This is a genomic window from Loigolactobacillus iwatensis, assembly GCF_003950295.1.
In the GTDB taxonomy this organism is placed as follows: Bacteria; Bacillota; Bacilli; order Lactobacillales; family Lactobacillaceae; genus Loigolactobacillus; species Loigolactobacillus iwatensis.
Genome location: NZ_RHNP01000003.1, coordinates 69738 through 95663, shown reverse-complemented (window position 1 = coordinate 95663; position 25926 = coordinate 69738). Strand labels below are relative to the sequence as shown.

The following is a 25926-nucleotide window of genomic DNA, read 5'->3' as shown; positions in this document are numbered from 1 at the left end:
TTCGATTCATCCTGATACGGTCGACATCATCAGTAATGCTTGGAACCTGAATGCCCTTTTTAAACACTCGCTAAACTGCCTTTACGTCAATTCCAGCAGCCAACAACGCTGCGTGAATTTTTTGAACGAAAGCAACTGCCTTTGCGCCGTCACCGTGGACACAAACCGAATCTGGCTTTAAAGCAATTTTTTGGCCATCAACCGCAGTGACACTTTGCGATTCAATCATCGCAATCGTCCGTTTAACGGCCGTTTCTTCATCGGTTACCATCGCGTTGGGCTGTGAACGTGGAACTAATGAGCCATCAGCTAAATAATTTCGGTCGGCAAAAATTTCCTGGGCGTAAGGTAAATTAACGTCCTGGGCCGCTTTAATCAGCTGACTGTTAGCCAAGCCGAATAAAATCAGCGTTGGATCAACTGCCTTGATGCCTAAACAAATTCCCCGGGCCAAATCGTAATCCTTAGCCGCCATGTTGTATAGCGCACCGTGCGGCTTAACGTGGTGTAACTTTCCCGTTTGGCTAAAAGCAGCCAAGGCGCCAACCTGATACTGAACGTAGTCTTTGGCCTCAGCAGGTGTTATTTGCATTTTGCGGCGACCAAAGCCCATTAAGTCCGGCAGACCAGGATGAGCACCTAAGGCCACGTGATTTTTTTCGGCTAACGCAACGGTACTAGCCATCACGGTTGGATCGCCGGCGTGAAAACCACAAGCAATATTGGCCGAAGTGACGTAGGGCAAAACCTCAGCGTCCAAACCTAAGGTATAACGACCAAAACTCTCACCAAGATCACAATTTAAATCTATTTTTGCCACGTTAAAAACCTCCTAAGTTTTCTAAGGACTAATTTCAGCATCTAAACCTATTTTGAAATGTGCCTAAAGAAGCAGAATCTAAGCGCTTTTTGAAGCTTGCTTAAACGTGCTTAAAAAAGCAGATTCCTGCGCTTAGCTACAATCGCCGAATCATTTGCTTCGCAAATAATTCGTCAATTTAGGCTAATGCTCAGAATCTAAACGCTTTTTGAAGCACTCTTACAGTTGATACTTCAAATCGGTATCTTTGATGTCAGTTACCAGCATGTGACCAGGTGCGTGGGTAATAACGAAATCTGGTTTGCTTGCAACGACAACTGCTTGCGGTGTCACCCCACAGGCCCAAAATACTGGGACCTCACCAGGATTAATAGTCACTGCATCGCCGTAATCTGGTTTAGAAATATCCGTAATGCCAATCGTCGCCGGATCGCCAATCTGCAATGGTGTACCGTGGACTTGCGGCAACTGTTCAGTCACGGTTACGGCGCGAACAATTTGATTTTCCGGAATTGGCCGCATGCTGACAACGTAATTGCCGTGAAAACGACCAGCTGACTTGGCCGGAATATTGGTATTGTACATCGGCACATTGACGTGCTCCGTAATATGGCGCATTTCGATTCCCGCCGCAATCATGGCCGCTTCAAACGAAAAACTGCACCCAATGAGAAAACTAACCAAATCAGGTCGCCAATAATCAACCACATTTAATGGTTCAGCCACTAGTTTCCCCCTTTGATAAATTCGGTATTGGGGAAAATCCCGGGCCAAATCAACATCCTGAGCAAATTTTTGTAACTGGCGACTGCCGCTATCCGTGACTTCTAAAATGGGGCACGGTTTAGGATTACGCTGTGCAAATAGCAAAAAATCGTACGCATCTTTCTCAGGTAAAATCACTAAATTAGCCTGCGTATAGCCGGGACATAAGCCACTTGTTTGATCGCAAAACTGCTCAGTTCGACACGCCTGGCGCAATTTGGTAGGCGTCAGTGTTAGTTCTGTATCCACTATCGCATGCATCTCCTTAGTTTCCAAAAACCAGAAAGTATTTGAAAAGGCGCCCGGATTTCAAGCACGGTTACACTAAATTAGTTAGATGAATGCTAATAAATGTATTTTTCAAATACGGCTCAGTTTTCTAAGCGTTACTGCCTACTTTGGCCGCCACAAAATCATCAATAAACGTAATATTAATGTCATCGGCAGTATAGGCCGGCGCATTTAACAGCTCGTCCAAAAAATCAAGATTAGTTTGTATGCCACTAATCACGGTTTCTTCAATGGCAACTTTCATTTTGGCAACCGCAGTTGGGCGGTCGCTGGCGTAAACGATTATCTTGGCGATCATCGCATCATAATCCGGCGGAACTTCGTAACCTTGATAAAGGGCCATGTCGACGCGAACACCATTGCCGCCAGGTAAATGTAAACCAGTAATCTTACCAGGCGTTTGTGCATTCACCCGGCATTCTAAAGCGTGACCGTGAACCGACGCCTGTTTTTCTGGCAGTTCTTCACCGGCCGCAACTTTTAACTGTAAAGCAACAATATCCTGATCGGTGATGAGCTCCGTTATTGGGTGCTCCACCTGAACTCGCGTATTCATTTCCATAAAATAAAATTGGCCTGGGCCAGCGTATAAAAATTCAATTGTGCCGGCACCAACGTAATGAATTGTTTTGGCCGCGTTAACAGAAGTTGCGTACATTTGTTGCCGGGTCGCCTCATCAAGCACGTCACTAGGCGCCTCTTCAATCATTTTTTGGTGGTGCTGCTGCAACGAACAATCACGCTCACCTAAAACTAAAACGTGGCCCTTTTCATCACCAATGATCTGAACCTCAATGTGCCGCGGTCGATCGATGTATTTTTCAAGGTACATTTCGCCATTAGCAAATGATTTTTCGGCTTCACTTTGAGCTAACTGAAAGTCATGATTAAATTGTTTGGCCGATTCAATCACACGCATCCCTTTGCCACCGCCACCTGCCGCAGCTTTTAGCATGACCGGGTAGCCGACATCGGCAGCTAAGCGCAAGCCAACTTTTTGTTCTGTAAAACCACCAGGACTGCCGGGAATAACCGGCACGTCAGCGGCCTGCATAATTTCGCGGGCGGCGGCCTTGTCACCCATTTGTGCGATCACTTTTGCCGCTGGGCCAATAAAGGTCAGCCCCTGTTCTTCACAACTTTTGGCAAAATCGGCATTTTCTGACAAGAAACCATAGCCCGGATGAACTGCGTCCGCGCCAGTAGTAACCGCCGCCGCAACAATATTATTAATGTTCAAGTAACTCTTTTGTGGATCGGCCGCGCCAACGCAAACTGCCTCATCGGCAAGCTGCACGTGTAAGGCCGTTTTATCGGCCACGGAATAAATGGCAACTGTCCGCAAATTAAGTTCGCGACAGGCCCGAATAATTCGTACCGCGATTTCACCACGATTTGCAATCAATACTTTTTTCACGAGCTCACTTCCTAATTAAAAACTAGAGTGTTTGAAAAAGCGGTTAGTAGTCATTTTGACTAATTTAGTGTAAACGTGTTTGAAAAAGCAGATTCCTGCGGTTAGCTACAACAGCCAAATCACCTTTTTCAAAGGTAATTCGTCTGTTTAGGCTAATCCTCAGAATCTGACCGCTTTTTCAAACACTCTCTAGTCCAGTTCAAACAGCGGATCGTCGTAACCCACGCGCTGTTGATTACCAACTAAAATCTGGGTAACTTTACCAGCCTTGTCGGCTTTCACATCATGCATCATTTTCATTGCTTCAATGATGCCAATCGTCTGGCCGACTTCGACGTTATCGCCAGTTTTGACAAATGGTGGCTCATCGGGAGAGGCCGAAGCGTAGAAAACACCTACCAAAGGTGACTTCAGCGTTAACTTAGTGTCAGCTGGCTTCTTTTCCAACGCTGGCGTCGGCTGAGTTGACTCAGGTTGTGCGGAATTACTTGGTTCCTTAGTTAGCTTTAATGTTGTTTGTTCATTTTGATAGGTAAATGAGGTCAAATTGCTGGCCGCCATATGATCCATCAGTGCTTTTATTTCATCCACATTCATGTAATTATCGATCCTTTCTCGATAAGATTGTGTTGGGAATTGGGTTTGGGCTGAACTAGATTAAACGTGTCTAAAAAGGCAAATTCCTGTGGTTGCCATGTTTCAACTTGGCGGTTTTCGCCGTGCTAGTTCTTGCGGTGACCGAGACGAATTGAGTCGAGGAAACACAGTTATGGGCTTTATAATTGTGTTCCTTGTTTTTGCCACAAGAATAGACAACATTCGAAGCATCATGAGTTATTTGCGATCTTTGTAAATAACTAACCATAATTGCGAAGTAGTAGTTGAATGGACAACGTATGAAGCATCAAAATTATTAGCGTACTTAGCTAATAATTCTCAATTGCGAAATAGTAGCTACGATTCGAACTTCGGTTTATTTTAGTCCGATCGACAACGTTAGTAATCCTCAGAATCTAACCGCTTTTCCAAACACTCTAGTCGTCAAACAATCTTCTCACGCGGCTTGCTGGCAGTCGCGGGCTTAAATCTTCCCGACTTGGTTGCTGTACTTGTTGGGTTAACTGGGTTAGTTGTTTTTGCCGTTCTTGTAACAATTTCTGGGCCGCCATGATGGGGATTAATTTAAAATTAACTTGCATCCCCGGCTGTGCTTGGGCAATTAACGGCAAATCAACGCTGGCCAAAACTGCAATAACTGGGTACCCGCCAGTTGTTTGGCGATCGGCTAACAAAATAATTGGTTCACCATTTTGCGGAATTTGTACGCCACCAAAGAAGGTTCCTTCCGACAACAAGTTTCCGGTCTGCGCAACGGTTAATTTCGCACCGTTTAAGCGGTAGCCCATTCGATCAGAAGCATCACTAATCGTAAAGCTCGTTTTTAAAAATTCTTGTTGAACTTGCTCAGTAAACTGCTTAAATTGTGGGCCCGGCGTCACCCGCACCGTCACCTGCTTTTCAGCATAACTCGGAACAGGTAACTTGCGACTGCCATAACTTGGGACGTAGGGTGTTGCCTGCCGCAGCGGTAAAACATCCCCGGCCTGCAAGGCTCGGCCGTGAAAACCACCCAACTGGTAACGCGTACTGGTTGCCAAACTGCCCATCACTTCGGGTAAGGCAAAACCACCAGCGACGGCCAAATAACTCCGAACGCCATTGGTTAGCTGTTTGATCGCTAAACATTGACCAGCTGATACCAACTGTGCCTGGTAAAAAGGAAACGGCTGTCCATCCAAACTTGCCTTGCCAGTTGCGCCTGTCAGCGCGACAATGCAATCTTGGTTAAACTGCAACGTTGGTCCAATACTGGTGATTTCTAACCCAGCAGTTTCAGGATCATTGGCAACTAATAAATTGGCTAAGCGAAAAGCCCACGGATCCATCACTCCGGAAACACAAAAGCCACTTGCCTGCTGGGCTGTGCGGCCAAAATCTTGAACAGTGGTTAGTAAACCACCACTTAGTACCGTAATACTCATCAGCTTTTCACCTGCTCTCGAGTTACCTTAATCTGGTAAGCTGCCGAATTATCCGTAATTTGGGTAAATTCTGATTGACTAATTTCATCAAAATGAATGTAGTCCCCTGCTTGGTACAATAGCGGCTGATCGCGTTGGGGATCAAACAATTTAATTGGCGTGCGGCCAATTAGTTGCCAACCACCTGGTGAAACCACTGGGTACATCCCCGTTTGTTCACCGGCAATGCCAACCGAGCCCGCCGGAATTGTTGCTCGTGGTGAAGTCAACCGGGGCATTGCAATCTGTGGATCTAGTCCGCCTAGATAGGCAAATCCTGGCAGAAAGCCTAACATGTAGATCAAGTAATTTGGTTTTGTGTGTCGTTTAATTAATTCTGCGGTATCTAATTTCGCGTGGGCGGCCACTTTTTCTAAATCAGGACCAAATTCAGCCGTGTAACAAACAGGAATATGAACGACTCGCGCCTCACTACCTTTATGTAAATCCAATTGCTGAAGCGAAGTGGTTACTAACGCCTCAATTTGTTCCAAACTTGTCTCCAATGGTTGATAAAAAACCGTCAACGTTCGAAACGCTGGTAATAAAGCTGTAATTGCGGCTTGTTTACTTAACTTTGCCGCCAAGCGACTAATGATTAAATTAATCTGTGGATCAATTCTGTTAGGAAAGGTTACATTTAGCGCCTGGTCACTGGCGGGAATTAATTCATAGGGTAACAATTACGATGACCCCCTTAGCTAGTTTAAAGAATAAATTCATTTTAGATTAAATTAAGATTAAAATCAATCTTATTTTCAAATTAATATCTAATTATTTTTAAACTACGTCATACTTATCTTTGTATATGACAGATCTACTGACATTGACAATAAAAGAGGCCAACATAAAGAAGTGCAACAAATTTTATTTTGCTGCACTTCTTTATGTTGGCCACATTTTAAAAAGGATCATTAGGCCCGCTTTTTACACAACGCCCTATTTCATTTTTCTGACTTGATCAATTGCCAGCGTCATGGTTTGGTCAAAGCGTTCGTCAACCACTTCGGCGGGTAAATTTAGAAAACCACCAATTTCTTGAACAATGAAACCAAATAGGGTTGAGCGGTACAAAGTCGCCTCAACTTTTGTGGTGTCATCAGTTAATTGCAATGGCGTAAAGACATCTCGATAAAGTTCGATCAGTGCTTGGTGCGTTTTCGATGTGCGGGGTAAGGTGTTCAAATCTAGTAATAACGGCGCTAACCCTGGATGTTGCTTACAAGCTTGGCGAAATTCTTGAGCAAAGGTCATTAACGCTTTGCGGCCAGAGATGCCAATCAACTGTTTTGTTAATTGTTGTGAAATTTGGTTGATGAAGTGCAACCCTACTTGATCCAGTAAATCGCCTAGACTATGGGCGTAATTGTAAATCGACTGCGGGCGCACTTCTAAGGCCGCCGCTAAATCGCGAATGGTCAGTTGATTGATACCCTTTTCTTCAATTAACTGTTCGGCCATTTCTAAAACCTTTTCTTTAGTTAACGTTCTTTTCTTTACCATTATATTGCTCCTTACACATTAATCCAGAGTGTTTGAAAAAGCGGTTAGATTATGGAGTATAGCCTAGCTAGGCGAAAAGAGCCGCGCAGCGGATCGTTCGACTGGCGTAGCTATACGCAATAATCTGCTTTTTCAAACACGTTTCCATTGAGAGTGCCTTAAAAAGCGGTTAGATTCTGAGGATTAGTCTAGATTGACGAATAATTCACGCAGTAGATTATTTGGCGATCGTAACTAACCGCAGGAATCTGCTTTTTCAAACACGTTTCCATTAAATTAGTTTGAAAAATACTAGGGCGTGTCTTCAAAATCAATATTCAAGGCTCAGCCACCAACCACTGCCAAGGTGGAATGGAGGCGCTGGCGTATCAGCCGTGTCGAAGGTACTTGATGACCGAATTATGGTCATTTAGTACCTTGCGTGATTGACAAGATCCATTTTCTTTTCCGGTGGGTTTAATCGGAAAGAAAATTAGCTTGTCAACGCGCCACGCGTTCCACACGCCAGCGCCGGAATGGAGCCTAACCAAATCTGACCACATGTAATTCAGTGGCCAAGCGGCATAAGCATTATTTTTAGTAGCGATATAATTTAATTTAAATACGAACGCTACACTCCACTAGTAAAAACATTCCCTAATCATAATCTAACCTCATAATAGCCCACTTTAATTAACTTACACCAGAATTCCCCCATAAGAATCCGTCACGCGGTCCCTTTTAACAAGATTTTGACTAAAAAATAACTTGCTTTGAAAATAAACTTATATAAACAGTTTATTTTCTGTTAAAAACAGTATATAATATTTTATAACCTGATACAATCAGTTTAGCAAATTTATTAATCGAGGTCTTTACTATGATGGATACTAATGGACGGCCGTACAATCGAATTTTACTCATGTTAACGTTATTGCTAGGTACATTTTGTACTGCCTTAACGACGAATATGTTAGTAACGGCCTACCCAACGCTCATGAATCAATTTTCAATCTCCAGTGCAACCGTTCAGTGGCTGACTACTGGCCCGCTGCTAATTATGGGCATTATGATTCCAATTAGTGCCTGGCTGCTCAATAATTTCAGTCTTAAATTAATTTACTTAACGGCGCTCACCTTTTTTCTCGTCGGTCTAATTATCAGCTTCACTGCTAATAGTTTTTCCTTCATCTTAATTGGCCGCCTAGTGCAAGCAATTGGCGTTGGCGTTACTTTTCCGACCATTCAAACTGTCTTGCTTGTTATTTTTCCAGCGGACAAACGTGGCTCAATGATGGGCCTGGGCGAAATCGTCATTGGCCTAGCACCCGCACTTGGCCCCACTGTTTCCGGCTGGATCCTTGACAATGACAGTTGGCGGGATCTATTTGGCATCATGATTCCCCCGGCTATTTTAGTCGTGATTATGACCTTGATTTTCGTTCACCCCGTCATCCCGGTTAAAAAATCTAAAATTGATGCTGTGGCTATCGCACTTTCGACAATTGGCTTCGGCACACTACTCTATGGTTTCTCTGAGGTTGGTGAACACGGCTGGCTGTCAACCGTTGTTATAGTTAGTATCATTATTGGTTTAATTTTCATTGGTCTATTTGCTTGGCGAGAGTGGCCACAAAAAGAACCACTTTTAAACGTTCGTTTACTGAAAATTCCATCATTTACCGTTGCTTCCATTATTACCGCACTGTCCAACACGGCAATGATCGGCATTCAGGTTGTTCTGCCAATGTACTTGCAAAACGTCCGCGGTATGAGTCCACTGCACTCTGGCCTAATGATTCTTCCTGGCGCGCTTGTTTACGGCGTTGTCAGCCTGATTAGTGGCCGAATTTATGACGAAATGGGCGGCCGGCGTTTGGCACTAGTGGGAACCTTTTTACTCACACTAGGCACGATTCCGTTTGTTTTATTAACGCGCAGCACGCCATATAGCTACATTATTTGTGACTACACGATCTTAATGATCGGTGTCGCCCTAGTGACCATGCCGTTAACGGCCGCCAGCTCAATTGATTTAAAAGGCATTCAATTAAGCCACGGAACTGCCGTTAATAGCACGATGCGCCAAGTGATGACGTCGATTGGGACCGCCATTTTAGGCAGTGTTTTGGCCAACGTTATGACGCAAAATAATCCGGCGCATGCTTTGTTGAAAACAGCCCCGCTTGCCTTTCGGGATCAGTCCTATCAAGCAGCCATGAGCGGTTTTCACGCGGCGTTTTTAGTCGCAACTGCGTTTGGTGTCATCGACTTCATCTTTGCTTGCTTCGTTAAAAATACGCGAAAAGAGGCTAAATAATATGATTTTAATCGGCCTTTTTATTGGCGTTATTTGTTTTGTCACTGGTGTTCTTTTGCTTAAAACACGGGCACAGCAATGGCTAGTCGGCGGACTAGGGCTCATTTTGCTGGTCTTGTCGGCCGGCCTCATGATTGGCAACGACAACGCTCACTGGGGAATGCACCAAGTTAGTCAACAACAAACGACCAAAATTGCTTCCATTAGCCCAACAAAACAATTGCCGTTATTGATCTACCAGCCAATTCGCCAGAGTAAAACGGAAAAAGTTTATCTTTACCGACTAGCTAATCAGAAAAAGCCACTGCACACACAGGCTAGCATTAAAACAACGAACAAAATTAGTTACCAGGCAACCAAGCAGGCTAAATTGGTGGTTACCACAAAGTATTGGCGCTACCAAAATAGCTTCTGGCGCTGGTGTTTTAGTGGAACGGGCGCCCACCATGAGCTGATTTCACGGCAGAATAAATTCGTTCTACCTAATAATTGGACAACTATTAGCCGCAAACAGGCAGTCTGGCTTGAAAAAGCGGCCAAGGCTAAACAAGCCGCTGCTAAAACGCAGAGCAAGCAGCAAATCGCCTTGCTCGTTGAACAGGCTAAGGCCAAACAGCCTTCTTTGACCACACAGCAGTTACAACAAATCAAGGCAACCGCTGAAAAACAGGCTGAAGTCAAGGCTCAGCAACAAGAACAACAAGTCGCCCAAACGTTGCTTAAACAGGCAAAAAAGACGGCTAGCCAATAAATTTAGAAGCTAATTTCAATTAAAAAGGCGTCTGGCTTCACATTGCAATCGTTATTGACCATTGCAATGTTGAAGTTAGACGTCTTTTTTTATCATTGACCGTTTTGCTCATTTTGACTATCAAGGCCCAAAGTTGGTTCCGTAATTTCACTCTTCATTAAGAGATTACAAAGCCATCATATTTTCTTCACACTTGGCCTGTATATTGAACTTCATAGAGATGAGATACATCTCTTACCCAAATATACCTAACAACCCAATTTTTCATTTTACTCCTCCAAAGTAATTGAAAAAGAGCCGCTGGTCTTCCCAACCAGTGACTCACCCTTACTCCTTTTAGATCACTTGGCAACCCAACTGAGTGATCTTTTTTTGTTGCCTTGATTTTTTGTTGCGTTTATTTATAAGGTTAGCCAGTGTACAAAATAATTTTAAATTTTTATCTACGCTACATTTATTTCTAAAATCTAGTGGCGAACAAAAACTAGGAGCAGGCATAAAATTCTCAAGGTGAGATTTTATGCCTGCTCCTAGTTAATTTTCCGAACACAACTAAACTAGCCAGAACATTACTCTAGAACGTACGCCAAAAGTCCGGGTTCACGTGCCTAACGGAAGTGTTTGAAAAAGCGATTAGATTCTGAGGATTACTGACGTTGTCGATCGGACTAGGATAAAACAAAGTCCGAGTCGCAGCCTAAACAGACGAATTACCTTTGAAAAAGGTGATTTGACTGTTGTAGCTACTATTCCGCAATTGAGGATTATTAGCCCAAAACGCTAATAATCTTGCTGCTTCATCCGTTGTCCATTCAACTACGGCGAAAAGCGCCAAGTTGAAACATGGCAACCGCAGGAATCTGCTTTTTCAAACACGACTACAACTAAGTCAATAACCATCATCTGGTTATTGACTTAGCCTACCTTACGCAGTAAATCCAAAACCGACTTTTGTCCCACTCCGCGCCTAACGCCAGCGATGTTCCTCACAATAGGAAATTTCACAACCATCTTTTTTTGGTTGTTGCGTTCGTTTGTTCTGCTCAGTTGCACCACATAAAGCACAGGTCCAGACTTTTTGATCATTTGGCATACCGCTGACACTCCCTACGTTTTTGATTATGTTATTAGCATAGCAAGTCCGTTTTACCAGTGCCATAAATAAGCTTAACTTTATCTTAACTATTCGAAATGGCATCTTATCAATTTGTTATGAATTCAGTCACACTTTCTTCATAATTCACCGGTATAGTAATTTACATAGAGATCAGTAATCCCTATTTACCCAAACAACCCAAATTTTTCATTTTACTCCTCCAAAGTAATGAAAAAAGAGTCACCAGTCCTCCCAAACTGATGGCTCACCCTTACTCCTTTTGATCCTTACGGCAACCCAACCGTAAGGATCTTTTTTTGTGTCCTTAACTTTGTTTGCTCAGCGTTGGCTTCACTAGCGCATAAGTTGTGTGGGAAACTGGCGCCCTTTTTTGGAGAAATTCAATGGCGGGTGCCAAAAGTCGGTTCTAGGTTTACTGCGTAACGTCAGCTAAACACGTGAACACAAACTTTTGGCGCAGGTTCTAGAATAATGATCGAAAATAAAAAAAGGCCAGAACTTTTGTCCCAGCCTCCTAGATCACGCTTAAAAATAAACCAAACGTCCATTTCACATCACTATTTTCAATCATTACTAATAAAAATCTATTTAGCGTCCGCCAATATTTTCTGAACGGCATCCAATGCCTTGTGTTGGGCCATAACGCTCTTTAATTTGTCAGCGTCATCCGACAAATTAATCAAGGTATCATCTAGATCAACGAATTCAGTTTCAATATAATGGAGTGTATCCAATTCTTTCTTAGACAGAGGTTCCTTTTGGACGGTCTGTTCAACTTGCTGCGCTTCACGGCTAATCGCACGTACTTCATGAATCGCCTGCTCTTGCGTTAAGAATTGACTAATATGGCTGGTTTTTCCACCAAGTTTACGCAGATCCAACGCTAACTGACGCAATTGCGCATTAATTTGATCAAGTACACTATCTTCTTTATCTGTCATCCTAACAACACACCTCACTAATTTAGTTTCCAACTTTAATATAGCACAAGCAACTGGTGTCGTTAAACAGCAGATTTTTTTTGATCCTTTGTCCACAAGCAAACATGGTACAATCAACCAGAGGTGATCCAAATGTTATCAGGAAAAAAACGGCAAGAACAAATTCGCGGCGCACTAATTTCAGGAACACAACCAATAAGCGCCAGTCATTTTGCCAAACAATTCGGCGTCAGTCGGCAAACAATTGTTGGTGATATTGCCCTAATGCGCGCCCAGGGAGAAACAATCGTTGCTACCCCCCGCGGTTATGAGTACCAACACAATAGTAGTCACCAGGCAATCATTGCTTGTCGTCACCGCCCGGCCGATATTGAGCAAGAACTAACGCTGATTGTTAAGGCCGGCGGCAGCGTTAACGATGTCCTCGTTGAACACCCACTTTACGGCCAGTTGCGCGGTCAATTAGCGATCCGAACGTTAGGTGACGTTCAACAATTCATCCGCAAATTAAATCAATTTAAAGGCCATCCCCTAGCGGAACTCACAGACGGTGTCCATTTACACACAATTACCTTTGAAAATGAGGCTCAGCTAACCCAAATCAAACAAAGTCTGCACGCTGCTGGAATTTTGTACGAACCAGCTAGTTGACAAGACACCCCTAAGTAGTGTTTACTAAGATTATGTTTAAGGTGTCAAGACACCCTAAACGAACATTACATATCTTAATTTACTTGGGAGGATTACTTATCATGACAAATGAAAAACCCGCAACAAAGCGGCTATTAACAGTTGCGGGGCTGGCCTGGTTATTTGACGCAATGGATGTTGGCATGCTTTCTTTTATTATCGCAGCACTCAAACCAGAATGGCATTTAAGCGAGGTTCAAATGGGCTGGATTGGCAGTGTTAGCTCAATTGGTATGGCGGTTGGGGCAATTTTGTTCGGCATCTTGGCTGATCGTTATGGCCGTAAAGATGTTTTAATCATCACGCTGCTCTTTTTCTCAATCGGTACCGGATTATCTGCGCTAACCACAGGCTACACTATGTTTCTCGTCTTACGCTTCTTCGTTGGCGCCGGGCTTGGTGGCGAATTACCAGTTGCCTCAACACTTGTTTCGGAAAACGTTCCGGTAGAAAGTCGCGGGCGAACCGTTGTCTTACTGGAAAGCTTTTGGGCTGGCGGTTGGTTAGTGGCGGCACTTGTTTCATATTTTGTGATTCCCACTTGGGGTTGGCGCATCGCCCTATTTGGTTCGGCCTTAACCGCACTATACGCACTCTATCTGCGCTACGGTTTGCATGAATCGCAGGCCTTTGTTCGCCAAGAATTTGGTCAGCGGCCATCCACAGGGAAGGCTCTGGCCGATTTATGGAAACCTGCTTACTTTAAATCCACTTTAATGCTTTGGATCGTTTGGTTCATGGTGGTTTTTTCCTATTACGGCATGTTTCTCTGGCTTCCCAGCGTTCTCGTCCTAAAAGGTTACAGCCTAATCAACAGCTTTGGCTACACACTCATCATGACCCTCGCCCAATTACCTGGTTATTTTGTTGCGGCTTGGTTAGTTGAGCATCTAGGTCGTAAATGGGTTCTATCTTTCTTTTTACTGGGCACGGCTGTTAGCGCACTGGGCTTCGGTAACGCCACTGGCTTGGCGGCCATTTTAATTTTTGGCATGTTACTTTCATTTTTCAATCTGGGTGCTTGGGGAACGCTCTACGCCTACTCGCCAGAACAATATCCACTGACCATTCGGGGCACCGGAACGGGTATGGCCGCAGGTGTCGGTCGGATTGGCGGCATTTTAGGCCCTATCATGGTTGGTAGTTTGATCGCTAAGGGTGTCTCCTTCACCGTTATCTTCGGGATTTTCTGCGCTGCCATCATTATCGCCGTTTTTGCCATTATTTTTCTTGGCAAAGAAACCATGGGCCAGCGCCTGGATGATACTGTTCAAGGTGAATAGAATTCGAACGAAAAAAAAGGCAACCATAACAAAATTCGCTTTTGTTGTGGTTGCCTTTTTTACAGTATAAATGAAATGTGTGCTACAAGGCAGCTTCTTTCGTTTAGTTACCTTTGGAAAATACGTTCATTTGTATCTGCCTGGACAATTTAATGGAAACGTGTTTGAAAAAGCAGATTACTGCGTATAGCTACGCCAGTCACTTCGTCTTTTTAGGCCGCGGTTGTATAGTGCCTTTACTTGGCCTTCCCTGACTGATTTCGTGGAAACGTGTCTAAAAAAGCAGCTTCCTGTGCTTAGCTACGCTCACCAAATCATCCGCTGCGCGAATAATTCGGCAGGCTAGGCTAATGCTCGGAACCTAGGCGCTTTTTGAGACACTCTGATTTGGTGGAAACGTGTTTGAAAAAGCAGATTATTGCGTATAGCTACGCTAGTCGAACGATCCGCTGCGCGTCTCTTTTCGCCTAGCTAAGTGTGTTTGGAAATATGCCCTCACTTCTATGTTTAGTTTTGCGGAAACGTGTTTGAAAAAGCAGATTATTGCGTATAGCTACGCCGGTCGAACGATCCGCTGCGCGTCTCTTTTCGCCTAGCTAAGTGTGTTTAGAGAATACGCTCTCACTTCTATTTTTAGTTTAGCGGAAACGTGTTTGAAAAAGCAGATTATTGCGTATAGCTACGCCAGTCGAACGATCCGCTGCGCGTCTCTTTTCGCCCGTCTAGGCTATACTCCATAATCTAACCGCTTTTTCAAACACTCTTACTGTTCTAATTTTTTCATAATTCGTTCCAAATTACGGACAAACGCGGCCTGTTCTTTTTCGGGGATGGCAGCCTCGACCTCTGCTTCAAGTGAGGCAAAGGTTGTGTTAATTGAGCCGAGTAATTTTTCACCTTTTGGCTCAAGGAAGATTTGTTTTTGGCGTTCGTTGTCAGCCGGAATCTTGCGGACAATGTAGCCCCGCTTGGCCATCAGCTTCAGCATGTTGGTGATGGTGGCATTTTGGCGATTGAGGTATTGGGCAACATCCTTCTGAATTGTGCCCGGGTGCTCACTAACGTATTTTAATAGGCGCGCCTGCTGATTATTTAGCCCTAACTCGCTCAGTTGGGCGTGAATAAAATCAGTTTCCTGGGCAACAACCAAATGAAGTCGCTCCGATAAATTATTCGAGTTATCGATTTTCAATTTTATGCCTGCTTTCAATTAGTTACCTTTAGCAACAGTATAGTCAAGTATCTATTGTTAATCAAATACTTGTTTGTACTTAATATTGTTTAAATGATAATTGTACTAACAACTAATTACCACTTCACGGTCGATTAATTATAATTAAGTAGTGTTAATTTAACGCTGAAGTGGAAATTAATTTTATCAGTGTACTTTCTAGATCACTTTGGCCTAAAGCTGCTTAAAAATTGGCCTTCCGTACTTATGTTTGGAAAATCACTTTGCGGCTAATTCAGTGTAAGCGTGCTTGAAATATACGCCAGATTAAACCAAGCTCATTTAATTCGCTTTCATTTCAATACGCGTATAATAGATGTGTAATTAAAAATTAAAAGTAGGTGGAAATATGGCAATTTTAACAGATACATTTAACTTAACTAATGGCACCAAAATTCCTAAAGTTGGCTTTGGCATGTGGCAAGTTCCAGTTGGCGAAACGGCTTATAATGCCGCCGCTGAGGCGTTGAAAATTGGCTACCGGCACATTGATACTGCCAAGGCCTATCAAAATGAAAGTGATGTCGGCCGGGCAATTCGCGATTCTGGTATTGCGCGGGAGGATATTTTTGTCACTTCGAAATTACCTGGTGCAACTAAGAGCTACGACGGCGCAATGACGGACTTCAATAGCACGATGGAACAATTAGACGTTGACTACTTGGATTTGTACTTGGTTCACGCGCCGTGGCCATGGACCGAAATTGGCAAAAATTGCGACAAAGAAAACAAAGAAGTTTGGCGGGCAATGGAAGATATCTACGCAACTGGCAAAGTTAAAGCTATTGGCGTTTCTAATTTCAACGTGCACGACTTAGAAAACATTTTGCCCAACGCTAAAATTAAACCAATGGTCGATCAAATTCAGTACTACGTTGGCTACACTGAACCAAAAATCACTGAATTCGCCAAGAAAAATGATATTTTGGTTGAAGCCTACTCCCCATTGGCAACTGGCGGCCTGCTCAACAACCAGGAAATGAAACAATTAGCCGCAAAGTATGACGTTAGCGTGGCTCAATTAGCCTTACGCTTCTGTTTACAAAACGACATTTTGCCATTACCAAAAGCTGTCGGCACTGATCACATCAAAAATAATGCACAACTTGATTTTGAAATTAGTGCCCAAGATATGGCATCTCTGAACGCTATGCCCGATACGGCGCCAAGCCATTCCCATAACGCGACACAAGGTTAGACCGTTAGCTTACCTTTTTTCCTAGGATTGATAATTTAAGTAACTTAAAAAGTGTTAATCATTTCTCCGCCGAAACAGTGCTTCCGGCGCGGATGATTAACACTTTTTTATTTGTTGATGAAATCGAAAAAAATTAACCAGTATTTCATTCCTCAACGTTGCCATTTTTGTCGTAGTTGAACGGACAACAAGCCGGGACAGCAAGATTGTTAGCGATTTAGACTTTGTTACATCTTAGTCTGATCGACAGCGTCAGCGAAACCGTTAATAATCCATAATTGCGGATTAGACTCGAACCGCCTTTTTCAAACACTCTCCTAGTGCAAGTTAACCGTAATATCATACGTTTTATTGGCATTATTATCGTTAACATCGTCGGTTTCGTAATCGGCGTCCCACTTTAAACGGATACTTTTAATCTTTTTCGGGTTCTTTAACTTGGTCAGGTTGAAATAAACGGTTCCAGATCTTTTGACACCTTTGTCCAGATCTCCATCCCAAGAACCGCTGTCAAAGCCATCGGCATCTACTTGCTGACCATCAGACGTCAGTACACTGCCTAACGTTGGATTAAAACTAATATCACGTTGTGTCGGATTGACGGACATTTTGACGGCAACATAGCCGTGGTACGTTTTTTTAGTGATAGGATCCTTAAATTTTTTAAATTTAACCACCTTCACGCGACTAATTTTAACGTGGGTCCCAGCCCAAGCGGTGTCAGTTACGCCCACCTTATAAGTTTTCATTTTTTGTACTTTAACCGTGCGATTATCATATTTTCTAATATTGGCATTAACCGATTGATTAGGGTAAACAATGGCTAAAAGTAAACTGGCAAAAGCCAAAAAGATTAGCCCAAACAGCTTTTTACGTTTAATCATAATCACTCCTCCAATTAATTAGGCTAGGGGCCGCTCTAAATACGATGTCCTGATTAGATCAAGGTAAATCCAATTTATAATATCAACGATTTTCTTCAGTTAAACTCCTTTTTAAATGGCCTTTAACTATCCACCTTTTTAACAATTCAGGTAACCAGCTAGCTTTAAAACAACCTTTACACCTTCCAGTACTGACCTTAAATATGTCTTTATTTTCCCAAAAATAATGCATTCAGCGGTCGTTTTTTTCCAAAACCCAATAAAGTGTTCGTAAAATTATCTTTTCAGGATAGCCAATTTCATTATAAAAGGCTGATCCATTCCACCTTACATTCGTTAAGATACCTAATCTTACTATAAGTCCATTTTAACAGCGATGGTCATTTTAGTAAACGCTATCGTTGCTATACTTATCAATTAAATTTGGCCTACCCAAATTTTGTAATTAACTAAATCCCACAAATTGATTTTATTATAAGCATTCGAATCCACCGTCAGCAATAAATAAAAATAGCGTAGAAAAAGTCCGCCAGCAGAACTAAATTTAGTTCCACTGCAACCTTTTTCTACGCCATTATTTAATTTTTACTTACCTGTCACCGGCATGTAAATACTGAATTCAGCCGTCTTACCATCAATAAAGCTGTCGACAACTTCTAAATTAAAATTACCAGCAACCTGATAATCCGCTGACTGGGCCAATTCGCCATAGGATTGACCAATAAATTGATCGATCGCGTTACGGCTGGCGGCCTTAGTGGTGAATTTGGCGTACTGTCCGGCGGCAACTGTAAAATCTGTATAGCCTGCTGGAAGCTTGATCACTTTGACTCCGGCCAAATAATTCTGGTCACCATTAGCGTTGTAATTAACCCCATAAAAATGCTGATCGGTGGCAATGGCGGCCAAATCTGCTTGCGCCAATTTTTCTAGGTAATCCGTCTTTACCTTACTCATTTCCGCCATCTCGGCGTAGGATTTTGGCGTTGGTAGAACGGTTGAAAGGCCCGCAATTCGTTGTTCTGGTAAAGTAGTAATTGAAAATGTCATCTTTGAAGATCTCCTTAGGTTTTATTTGGAAAATACTCTTACTAGTATTTTCCTGACCAATTTGGTGGAAACGTGTTTGAAAAGGCAGATTATGGAGTATAGCTACGCCGGTCAAACGATCCGCTGCGCGTCTCTTTTCGCCCGGCTGCCATGTTTCTTGCGGCAAGGTTCTCGCCACAAGAATGGTCAACGTCCGTAGCATCAAAGAATATTAGCGTTCTTTGCTAATATTCCGCTTCCATTGCGGAGTAGTAGGCTATACTCCATAATCTAACCGCTTTTCCAAACACTCCTTAGGTTTTATTTTGCATTCGCAGTATAATCTAGGAATAATGACAACTATCTGTCACCATTAATAAATAATTGTTGGGGGATGATTTTTTGCGAATCGAACGTCTAATAGCTCTTGTGATGGTCTTACTAGAACACAAAATAATTTCGGCACAAAAATTGGCCGATCTTTTTCACGTCAGCAAACGAACCATTATTCGGGACATGGAGACACTAAGTTTGGCCAACGTTCCAATTTACGCGTTGCGCGGCGCAAACGGTGGTTACGGCATTATGCCCACGTATAAATTCGACAAGCGTTTATTAGCAGTTAGTGACCTTGAAAACATTTTAACGGCACTGAATGGTTTTGAAAATCTGCTACTTAGTGACGACCTCAAGGCGACAATGGCTAAGATTCAGAGCATGGTGCCACAGGATATCGCCCCCAATGGCGTCTCCATTTCTTTTCATTCCTGGAAGGGCCGCAATGAGTTAACGACGGTGCTAAATAATTTGCAGGCCGCCACCAAGGATCATTTTTTAGTCCGGCTTGCTTATATTGATGGCCAAGGTGTGAAAACAACCCGAATAATTGAGCCTTACCAACTTCAGGCCAGGGAGGCCAGCTGGTATTTACGCGCTTATAGTCTCAACCGCGCCGATTATCGTACTTTCAAACTGGCGCGTATTATTCAAGCAACGACGCTGAACAAGCACTTTGCGCCGCGATCTGGTGCCTTGGCCACAACAACTGCCCGACGCCAACCTAAATTTAAAATGACTACCATCAAAATTAGGATCGATAATATCATCCGTGACCATTTTGTCGAGCGTTTCGGTACTAGTTCATTGACTAAACTTGATGCGGCCCACGACATTCTTGAAATCACCGTTCCCCAACATGAGGAAGGTTACCGCTACTTAGCCAACTTTGGCAGTCATTTAAAAATACTAGCACCAGACAACTACATTGCGGATTTCAAGCTTTTTTTAACGCGGCTGTTGGCACAATATTAGTGGCTGGGAAACTAATTTTGCAGTATTTTTAATTGAATTTGCTTAATCAAACTAAAAAGGTCGTGTCAAAAGTTCCTGACTAAAAATCACCCAGTAACGAAGATCTTCATTGAAGATTCTCCATTAACAGACGATTTTTGTTAGGAACAAATGACTCGACCTTCACTTAACGATAAAAGTTTTTAGCAACCCACTAATTTTAGAAACCTAAGTCGTGTTTGGAAATATGCTTACTGGTGTTCTCCAGACTCACTTGACATAAACGTGCCAAAAAAAGCAGGTTCCTGCGCTCAGCTACGATCACCAAATCATCTGTTTCACAGATAATTCGGTGATCTAGGCTGATGCTCAGAACCTAGACGCTTTTTTGGGCACTCTCTTCTGAAACGTGTTCGAAAAAGCAGATTCCTGCGGTTGCCATGTTTCAAATTGGCGATTTTCGCCGTAGTTGAATGGACAACGTATGAAGTATCAAGATTATTAGCGAGTTGTGCTAATAATCCTCAGAATCTAACCGCTTTTTCGAACACTCTCTAATTTATTGTTGGTTCTCATTAACGATACTGTCCGCCTTAGCGCGGGTATCTTTAACATCCTGTTGCGCCTGGAGCAGTTCCTTCTTTGTTTCATCAGCGTCAGTTGACTTAGTTTTTTCTTGGGCCAATTGATTTTGTAAATCAGAAATAGTCGAATTTAAAGTTGAAATTTTTTGGTTAGCTGTATCTAGTTCGGCCTGCTTAGCATTAACATTGGCCTGGCCTTCTTTAATTTTCTGGTTGATCTCGTTGGTCTTTTGTTGAATTTGACTGTCTTTAGCCGCCATGTCGGTATTATATTGCGTATTTTTAGCGTCCAATTGATTTTGCAAATCAGTTAATTTGGCCTCGTCTGTTTTGACAGTCTGTTGCGCGTTAGTCAGCTCAGATTGGGCCTGCGTCAAATTGCTTTTGGCCGTGGCTAGTGCTTCATTTTTTTGCTTTAATGTGCTATCCAATTTATCCAAATCAGCGTTAATCGCCGTAACGTCCGCGTGTCCACTCCAAAAGTTATCGGCAAAAGTTTTAACACCAAAGCCGGCAAAACCAACTACAAGTACCGCGGCAGCAATAAATAACACTTTTTTCATTTTATTCGTCTTCATCTCGTAAACCCCTTAACGTTTTTGTTTTGATCCTGCTGTGTCGTGACCTGTAGTGAGACTAGGATAAAATTCATGGCCGCTTACTATTTCAAAGCATTACTTAGAACATGCGCCAAAAATTCTCCCAACAACGTCACCCAATTTTAAATTTATGCCAGTAGCGACAGAGCCATCTGGCCCAAGGCAGCTCTAAAACAATAACATGGAACCCTTAGTCCCGCAAGGAGTTAGCAGGCTGAAAGCGCTGATAACAGCGCTGATAACAAAGGACTTTGAACAAATTTGACCAGCAAAATAGCAGTTAGAACAACCAATTTCAGAAATAAGTGAGCACTTGTAAAAAGTAACTAAACTAAATTAGGCTATTTTAGATACTAATAATTCTATTTTTATGACTTATTATTTTTATTAAGTTCGTATCATAGCTAGTTGAGCATATTATCTTTAGCTCTATAATAGGCACTATTGTTTAACTAATTTGTTTAGTATTGAATCCGCTGAAAAATAAGCAAAATTTTTTTCTAATTGCTGACTCATTTTTAAAATACTTTCGTTTACCTGCCTAACAGCCGCCTGAACAGAAAAGTGCCAGCGCTCCATTTCATCACAAAGTTATGACCACGATTTTTCAATAAAAAAGCCCGCTAAATTCAGACGATTAAGTCTAATTTTAGCGGACCTTTTATACGATTCTTCGCAATTTTTTTAACTAGAATTCATTGGGCTAAGAAACAACCTCAATTTCATTATCTTTTGTGAACTCAAGTAGGCTCATAACCAAGATGGGTTAGTTGCTGCTTTGAAACAATTCAAATTTAACATGAACATTATTGAACTTTTATCTTTTATTAACTTGTACTTTCTCAAAATACTCATCAAATAAATCAGGGTTTATAAAACCAGTTTGTTTTTCCATAGTATTTAACATTCCAGTAGTCATAGCAGTTTTCAATATATCAATATCATTTCTATTTTCTTCTATAGATACAGCCAAACCTGCTAATGTTGAGTCTCCAGAACCAACTGGATTAATAACACTAATTTTAGGAATTTTAATTTGATAAAATTGGTTAAAATGCTTAGCAAAAGCACCCGCACCACCTAATGAAACACAGATCCATTCTATTCCATCAAAGATTGAATTTGAAAGAGCAAGCTTTAACTGATCCAAATCAGAAATATCAATATTTTTATTAATTAATTGTTGTAATTCTTCTTCATTTGGCTTAATGAGATTCGGCTTATCGTCATTTAAAAGCGCTGCTTTAAGTGCTGCCCCAGAAGTATCCAATAAAACTTTAGTACTGTTCATATGGGTAATTTTTATCATTTGAGAGTAGAAATCATCATTCAACCCTCTTGGCAAACTACCAGACATTGTAATTAATGAACAATTTTTCAGCAAGGACTGATAGTACTGTAAAAATGATTGCGATTGTTCTGTATTTATTTGAGGACCTGGTTCCAGAATTTCGGTTTGTTTGCCATCATCATGTAAAATTGCAATAGAATTCCGTGTTTCTTGGTTAATCCGAAAAAAGTCGTGTTTAATTTTATCATCATCTAACCGCGCTTCAATAAATTTACCAAAGTAGCCACCAATAATTCCTGTTGCAACAACACTTTTTCCTAACTGATGAATAACACGAGTTACATTTAATCCTTTTCCGCCCGCTGTTTTTCTAACGTCCGTTACTCGATTTACATCGTCAATTTTTAAATGGTCAACTGGGTAAGACATATCAATTGAAGGATTCATTGTTACAGTCAAAATCAAATTAATCATTCTCCTTTTATTAAAAAATGCTATGCATCATTTTCCTCTACAAGTTATACCAATGTATTAGATATATGAATGTCATAGCATTATTAGAAAATGTTATTAACTATTTTCTATTTTTTCTTTCCACGATGAGGCCGTCTCAGCTAATACTTCATTTAATCGTTCAATATTTGCTTTTCCTTCTGTCCTCATCCATTCTCTACCAGCTTCTTCACCGTTTTTGGCAAATGGTTCAACTCCTGGCTTCCAAGTAGCTCGTCCACAAAGTACCCCATTAAATTTGGAGTTTGCCTTTTTGGCAAATCTTAATTCATCTAGGAATAGTTCATTGCTAACACCAGCACTGAGAAAGATGAACGGTAAATCAGTTAAATCACTCTGTTCTTTAAAATATTTAGATGCCTCATCTTGTGTATACACGGGCAGGTCACTATTTTTAGTATATCCCTCAACAAACGTCATATTTACTGGGATTTCCACCTTCAAAACAGTAACTTGATATTTAGGTTTAGAAAATTCTTTAGTTAACTCCAATACTTTATGCGGTTTAACCTTTGCATATTTAGCACTTTTTACATCTGAAATATTAGCATCATACGAAACCAATTCTAAGAAAAACGGTAAGTTATATTCATCTGCTTCTGCCCCAACTCGCTCAACAAATGCCTGCTTACGATCATTAATATCATTGGCCTCATCAGCATCATAATAAAGAAGAAACTTTATTGCATTTACACCTTTTTCCTTCAAACGTCTAACAGACCAGTATTCTAATAAATCTGGAAAACGACCCGGTTGCGTTGTATCATAGCCCGTCTTTTCATAGGACATTAGTAAACCTGCATCTTCATCACGAACTTCGGCCGCTGGTAAACCATATTCCGGATCAAGTAAAATTGCTGAAGCATAAGGTGTTAGTTCCTGTGAGATGGCCTTTTTAAACTTAATAATATCATAACCGCTTTGTTTGCCATCCTTACTGTTTGCCGCTAGCATTTTTTTTAGAGATCCACGCTGATCAATTGCTAGTGCACTGATAACACCGTCTGGAGTTGATAAATTCTTTAAATGTTCATATTTTTCTTTATTCATATCTTTTTAGTCTCCCTAATTCTCCATGAGCCAAAGGTAAGATCATAAAACTTTCTATCCACGTGATTTACCACCAGAAACATTTACTGTTTGACCAGTCATGTATCCAGCTCGATCGGATAAGAAGAAAGCAACCAAATTAGCCACTTCAACTAATTTACCGCTACGTCCTAAAGGAATCGTTGAAGTATTAGCATACCCGGCACGTAATTGTTCAACAGTTTTATGTCGTGAATAAGCCAAACCTTCTTCATATGAGAGTGTGCGTAATCCAGTCGCCTCTAATACACCAGGTGCAACCCCAATACAACGAACATTATATTGTCCTAATTCTTTGGCCCATGCACGAGTAAAGCCATTAATTGCACCCTTTGTTCCAGAATACATACCGGCACCTTGCGAACCTTCTAACCCAGATTCAGAAGACATATTTACAATAACCCCATGCTTTTGCTTAGCCAGCACTTTGGCCACTGCAGATGACATTAAAAAGACACTTTTAACATTAACAGCAAACATTTTATCGTAGTTTGCCTCATCAATAACATATTTACCATCTGGATCGACTGGATCAACTAGGACACGTGGAATATTAATCCCAGCGTTATTAACTAGTCCATCAACTGTTCCAAAATGCTTTACGGCCTCAGATACTGCGTTATCCGCATCCGTCTTTTTAGTTACATCAGTTTTTACATATAAAAAGTTGCTGTCTTTCCGGCCATCATCCTTCAAATCGGCGTTAACAACTTTTGAACCGTCACTTAGTAATTCATTTACAATATGCTGTCCAATTCCTGATGATCCACCTGTTACAACGAAAACTTTACCATCAATACCTAACCAACTTGAATTATTCTCACTCATAAAAATCTCTCCTTAAAACTAAAGTTAAGTTCAAAAATAGCGCTTACAAAATCATGTGAATTACAATATTATTTAGTCTCTGTTTCTTCTTTATCGTCAGTAACGTATAATCTATTTCGCTTATATGCAATATAGGTATACGCGAATGCGCTTACAAATAAGACTAAAATTACAAAGAAACCAATTGACATTTCTTTTGATATACCCTTTGTTAATAAATAAGTAATTGGGCTACCAGCCTGATCAAGTGATGACACTTTTTTACCGGCCTTGAGTAGACCTGTGGCGCGACCTAACTTATCTTGTAAAGTATACATTTGATTAGAAATCCAGATAGTAATGAACATAATAACTGATCCTGAAATTAATACACGGAAGATGTTACCTTTATGAACACCGGTTGCAATGGCTACAAAGAATCCAATAGTTGCCAAGTCACCAAAAGGTAAAACTTTATTGCCAGGAACAATCATCGCAATCAACAAAGTAATAGGTACAAAGAGTAATCCTGCAGCTATAACATCCGAATTACCTAGTAAAAGGGCTGGATCCATACCAATTGTAAATTCACTATTTTTAAAGTGCTTATCCATTATTCTCTTAGCAGACTGAGAAATAGGAATGAGTCCTTCCATAATAAACTTAACAACAACTGGCATTAATACCATAACTGTAGCCATTTGGATAGCTAATTCTAGAGACTTACCGACCGTAAATTTGGCTAATAAACCAATAATTAGACCTAAAGCAGCTCCAAGAATTGAAGGTTGCCCTAAAACACCAAAACGTTTTTCAATTGTATCCGCCGTAATATTAATTTTATTAATAACCGGAATTTTATCAATTAAGTCGTCAATTGGCTTTGCAAAAATACCCATGTAGGCCGAGGTCCCATGTGGTATTGAAATTCCTTCCAGCCCGAAGAAATTATCCGTCACTGGCTTGAAAATATCACCAAGTTTATAAGCAATTGCTGCATGTACGCAAATACCTACAATTCCCCAAACATAGCTTCCTGTTGCTAGCTGAACAATAGCCCCTGTAAAGGCCATATGCCATATATTCCAAATATCAACGTTCACAACTTTTGTCATACGAGTAACAAGCATAACTACGTTAACTAAAATTGCGATTGGAATTGCGATGAGTCCCATATTGGAGGCCCAAGCCATAGGCGAAGTTCCGGGCCAGCCAATATCAACCACACTTAATCCCATATGAAAATTTTGCGCCATTGCTTCTGCGGCCTTGCCTAAATTATTCGTTAATAATGAAATTACAAGATTAATCCCAGTAAAACCAATACCAATTGAAATACCTGATTTTAATGACTTTCCAATTCCGTTACCAAATAGTAAACCGACAATAAAAATGACTATCGGAATCATTACTGATGCGCCCAAGTTAACTATATACTGAATAACTTGCATTC

At 41.5% G+C, this 25926-nt stretch carries 23 protein-coding genes; 6 read left to right on the top strand and 17 right to left on the bottom strand.

The genetic code is table 11. The features are described 5' to 3' along the window. Window positions 1–70: 70 nt before the first annotated feature. The 7 genes from EKM98_RS01700 to EKM98_RS01670 form a co-directional block, all read right to left on the bottom strand. Complete coding sequence (locus tag EKM98_RS01700) at window positions 71–820, bottom strand: LamB/YcsF family protein (RefSeq protein WP_068281234.1); 750 nt, start codon at window positions 818–820, stop codon at window positions 71–73. 219 nt (window positions 821–1039) lie between these two features. Continuing rightward, on the bottom strand, window positions 1040–1846 hold the full coding sequence (locus tag EKM98_RS01695; RefSeq protein ID WP_125980108.1) for a putative hydro-lyase: 807 nt from the start codon (window positions 1844–1846) through the stop codon (window positions 1040–1042). A gap of 118 nt (window positions 1847–1964) precedes the next feature. After that, window positions 1965–3293: an acetyl-CoA carboxylase biotin carboxylase subunit gene (locus EKM98_RS01690; RefSeq protein WP_125980107.1), complete on the bottom strand. Its 1329-nt coding sequence runs from the start codon at window positions 3291–3293 to the stop codon at window positions 1965–1967. Window positions 3294–3482: 189 nt separating this feature from the next. Further along, entirely contained in the window at window positions 3483–3890 is a 408-nt protein-coding gene (locus EKM98_RS01685; RefSeq protein ID WP_125980105.1) for an acetyl-CoA carboxylase biotin carboxyl carrier protein, read from the bottom strand. Between the two features lie 437 nt (window positions 3891–4327). Continuing rightward, window positions 4328–5335 carry a 5-oxoprolinase subunit C family protein gene (locus EKM98_RS01680; protein ID WP_125980103.1) on the bottom strand — a complete coding sequence of 336 codons (1008 nt, stop codon included), beginning with the start codon at window positions 5333–5335 and terminating at the stop codon, window positions 4328–4330. Then, window positions 5335–6057, bottom strand: coding sequence for a 5-oxoprolinase subunit PxpB (pxpB, locus tag EKM98_RS01675; RefSeq protein ID WP_125980101.1), 723 nt, complete (start codon window positions 6055–6057; stop codon window positions 5335–5337). Before pxpB ends, EKM98_RS01680 begins: the two co-directional genes overlap by 1 nt. 256 nt (window positions 6058–6313) lie before the next feature. Continuing rightward, window positions 6314–6877, bottom strand: coding sequence for a TetR/AcrR family transcriptional regulator (locus tag EKM98_RS01670; RefSeq protein ID WP_125980099.1), 564 nt, complete (start codon window positions 6875–6877; stop codon window positions 6314–6316). 859 nt (window positions 6878–7736) lie between these two features. On the opposite strand from EKM98_RS01670, the gene EKM98_RS01665 reads away from it, so the two are divergent. Both EKM98_RS01665 and EKM98_RS01660 read left to right on the top strand, forming a co-directional pair. Continuing rightward, complete coding sequence (locus EKM98_RS01665; protein WP_125980097.1) at window positions 7737–9176, top strand: MDR family MFS transporter; 1440 nt, start codon at window positions 7737–7739, stop codon at window positions 9174–9176. A gap of 1 nt (window position 9177) precedes the next feature. Then, entirely contained in the window at window positions 9178–9927 is a 750-nt protein-coding gene (locus EKM98_RS01660) for a DUF4811 domain-containing protein (RefSeq protein ID WP_125980095.1), read from the top strand. Between the two features lie 967 nt (window positions 9928–10894). Here the strand turns inward: EKM98_RS01660 and EKM98_RS12225 are convergent. Both EKM98_RS12225 and EKM98_RS01655 read right to left on the bottom strand, forming a co-directional pair. Further along, on the bottom strand, window positions 10895–11020 hold the full coding sequence (locus tag EKM98_RS12225; protein WP_263853840.1) for a hypothetical protein: 126 nt from the start codon (window positions 11018–11020) through the stop codon (window positions 10895–10897). Between the two features lie 608 nt (window positions 11021–11628). Then, window positions 11629–11985 carry a hypothetical protein gene (locus tag EKM98_RS01655; protein WP_125980093.1) on the bottom strand — a complete coding sequence of 119 codons (357 nt, stop codon included), beginning with the start codon at window positions 11983–11985 and terminating at the stop codon, window positions 11629–11631. A gap of 132 nt (window positions 11986–12117) precedes the next feature. Between EKM98_RS01655 and EKM98_RS01650 the strand changes: the two genes are divergently transcribed. Then, window positions 12118–12636 (top strand): transcription repressor NadR, encoded by a 519-nt coding sequence (locus EKM98_RS01650; protein ID WP_125980091.1) that lies wholly within the window; start codon window positions 12118–12120, stop codon window positions 12634–12636. Window positions 12637–12737: 101 nt separating this feature from the next. Beyond that, the gene (locus tag EKM98_RS01645; protein WP_125980090.1) at window positions 12738–13958 is read left to right on the top strand and encodes an MFS transporter; all 1221 of its coding nucleotides are present in this window, start codon (window positions 12738–12740) and stop codon (window positions 13956–13958) included. A gap of 763 nt (window positions 13959–14721) precedes the next feature. Here the strand turns inward: EKM98_RS01645 and EKM98_RS01640 are convergent. Next, window positions 14722–15150, bottom strand: a complete 429-nt coding sequence (locus tag EKM98_RS01640; protein ID WP_164512647.1) for a MarR family winged helix-turn-helix transcriptional regulator — start codon at window positions 15148–15150, stop codon at window positions 14722–14724. Between the two features lie 388 nt (window positions 15151–15538). Between EKM98_RS01640 and EKM98_RS01635 the strand changes: the two genes are divergently transcribed. Further along, on the top strand, window positions 15539–16387 hold the full coding sequence (locus EKM98_RS01635) for an aldo/keto reductase (RefSeq protein ID WP_125980086.1): 849 nt from the start codon (window positions 15539–15541) through the stop codon (window positions 16385–16387). 317 nt (window positions 16388–16704) lie between these two features. Here EKM98_RS01635 and EKM98_RS01630 read toward each other — a convergent pair whose 3' ends face one another. Continuing rightward, complete coding sequence (locus EKM98_RS01630) at window positions 16705–17271, bottom strand: hypothetical protein (protein WP_125980084.1); 567 nt, start codon at window positions 17269–17271, stop codon at window positions 16705–16707. Between the two features lie 585 nt (window positions 17272–17856). Continuing rightward, window positions 17857–18321 carry a GyrI-like domain-containing protein gene (locus EKM98_RS01625; protein WP_125980082.1) on the bottom strand — a complete coding sequence of 155 codons (465 nt, stop codon included), beginning with the start codon at window positions 18319–18321 and terminating at the stop codon, window positions 17857–17859. Window positions 18322–18702: 381 nt separating this feature from the next. Between EKM98_RS01625 and EKM98_RS01620 the strand changes: the two genes are divergently transcribed. Continuing rightward, window positions 18703–19611: a helix-turn-helix transcriptional regulator gene (locus EKM98_RS01620; protein ID WP_125980081.1), complete on the top strand. Its 909-nt coding sequence runs from the start codon at window positions 18703–18705 to the stop codon at window positions 19609–19611. 538 nt (window positions 19612–20149) lie between these two features. Here EKM98_RS01620 and EKM98_RS01615 read toward each other — a convergent pair. The 5 genes from EKM98_RS01615 to EKM98_RS01595 form a co-directional block, all read right to left on the bottom strand. Continuing rightward, complete coding sequence (locus tag EKM98_RS01615) at window positions 20150–20752, bottom strand: hypothetical protein (protein ID WP_125980079.1); 603 nt, start codon at window positions 20750–20752, stop codon at window positions 20150–20152. An 838-nt stretch (window positions 20753–21590) separates the two neighbouring features. Then, entirely contained in the window at window positions 21591–22529 is a 939-nt protein-coding gene (lacC, locus tag EKM98_RS01610; RefSeq protein ID WP_125980136.1) for a tagatose-6-phosphate kinase, read from the bottom strand. A gap of 105 nt (window positions 22530–22634) precedes the next feature. Then, a complete protein-coding gene (locus tag EKM98_RS01605; protein ID WP_125980077.1) occupies window positions 22635–23627 on the bottom strand; it encodes a tagatose 1,6-diphosphate aldolase in 993 nt (330 codons plus the stop codon). 54 nt (window positions 23628–23681) lie between these two features. After that, window positions 23682–24494: an SDR family oxidoreductase gene (locus tag EKM98_RS01600; protein ID WP_125980075.1), complete on the bottom strand. Its 813-nt coding sequence runs from the start codon at window positions 24492–24494 to the stop codon at window positions 23682–23684. Window positions 24495–24562: 68 nt separating this feature from the next. Further along, window positions 24563–25924 carry a PTS galactitol transporter subunit IIC gene (locus EKM98_RS01595; protein WP_125980073.1) on the bottom strand — a complete coding sequence of 454 codons (1362 nt, stop codon included), beginning with the start codon at window positions 25922–25924 and terminating at the stop codon, window positions 24563–24565. Window positions 25925–25926 lie beyond the last annotated feature (2 nt).

Coding starts and splice junctions, on each gene's coding strand:
- EKM98_RS01635 (WP_125980086.1), top strand. CDS start 15,539: ATGGCAATTTTAACAGATACATTTAACTTAACTAATGGCACCAAAATT.
- EKM98_RS01630 (WP_125980084.1), bottom strand. CDS start 17,271: ATGATTAAACGTAAAAAGCTGTTTGGGCTAATCTTTTTGGCTTTTGCC.
- EKM98_RS01605 (WP_125980077.1), bottom strand. CDS start 23,627: ATGAATAAAGAAAAATATGAACATTTAAAGAATTTATCAACTCCAGAC.
- EKM98_RS01695 (WP_125980108.1), bottom strand. CDS start 1,846: ATGCATGCGATAGTGGATACAGAACTAACACTGACGCCTACCAAATTG.
- EKM98_RS01685 (WP_125980105.1), bottom strand. CDS start 3,890: ATGAATGTGGATGAAATAAAAGCACTGATGGATCATATGGCGGCCAGC.
- EKM98_RS01655 (WP_125980093.1), bottom strand. CDS start 11,985: ATGACAGATAAAGAAGATAGTGTACTTGATCAAATTAATGCGCAATTG.
- EKM98_RS01665 (WP_125980097.1), top strand. CDS start 7,737: ATGATGGATACTAATGGACGGCCGTACAATCGAATTTTACTCATGTTA.
- EKM98_RS12225 (WP_263853840.1), bottom strand. CDS start 11,020: ATGCCAAATGATCAAAAAGTCTGGACCTGTGCTTTATGTGGTGCAACT.
- EKM98_RS01625 (WP_125980082.1), bottom strand. CDS start 18,321: ATGACATTTTCAATTACTACTTTACCAGAACAACGAATTGCGGGCCTT.
- EKM98_RS01615 (WP_125980079.1), bottom strand. CDS start 20,752: ATGAAGACGAATAAAATGAAAAAAGTGTTATTTATTGCTGCCGCGGTA.
- EKM98_RS01645 (WP_125980090.1), top strand. CDS start 12,738: ATGACAAATGAAAAACCCGCAACAAAGCGGCTATTAACAGTTGCGGGG.
- EKM98_RS01650 (WP_125980091.1), top strand. CDS start 12,118: ATGTTATCAGGAAAAAAACGGCAAGAACAAATTCGCGGCGCACTAATT.
- EKM98_RS01595 (WP_125980073.1), bottom strand. CDS start 25,924: ATGCAAGTTATTCAGTATATAGTTAACTTGGGCGCATCAGTAATGATT.
- EKM98_RS01680 (WP_125980103.1), bottom strand. CDS start 5,335: ATGAGTATTACGGTACTAAGTGGTGGTTTACTAACCACTGTTCAAGAT.
- EKM98_RS01660 (WP_125980095.1), top strand. CDS start 9,178: ATGATTTTAATCGGCCTTTTTATTGGCGTTATTTGTTTTGTCACTGGT.
- EKM98_RS01670 (WP_125980099.1), bottom strand. CDS start 6,877: ATGGTAAAGAAAAGAACGTTAACTAAAGAAAAGGTTTTAGAAATGGCC.
- EKM98_RS01600 (WP_125980075.1), bottom strand. CDS start 24,494: ATGAGTGAGAATAATTCAAGTTGGTTAGGTATTGATGGTAAAGTTTTC.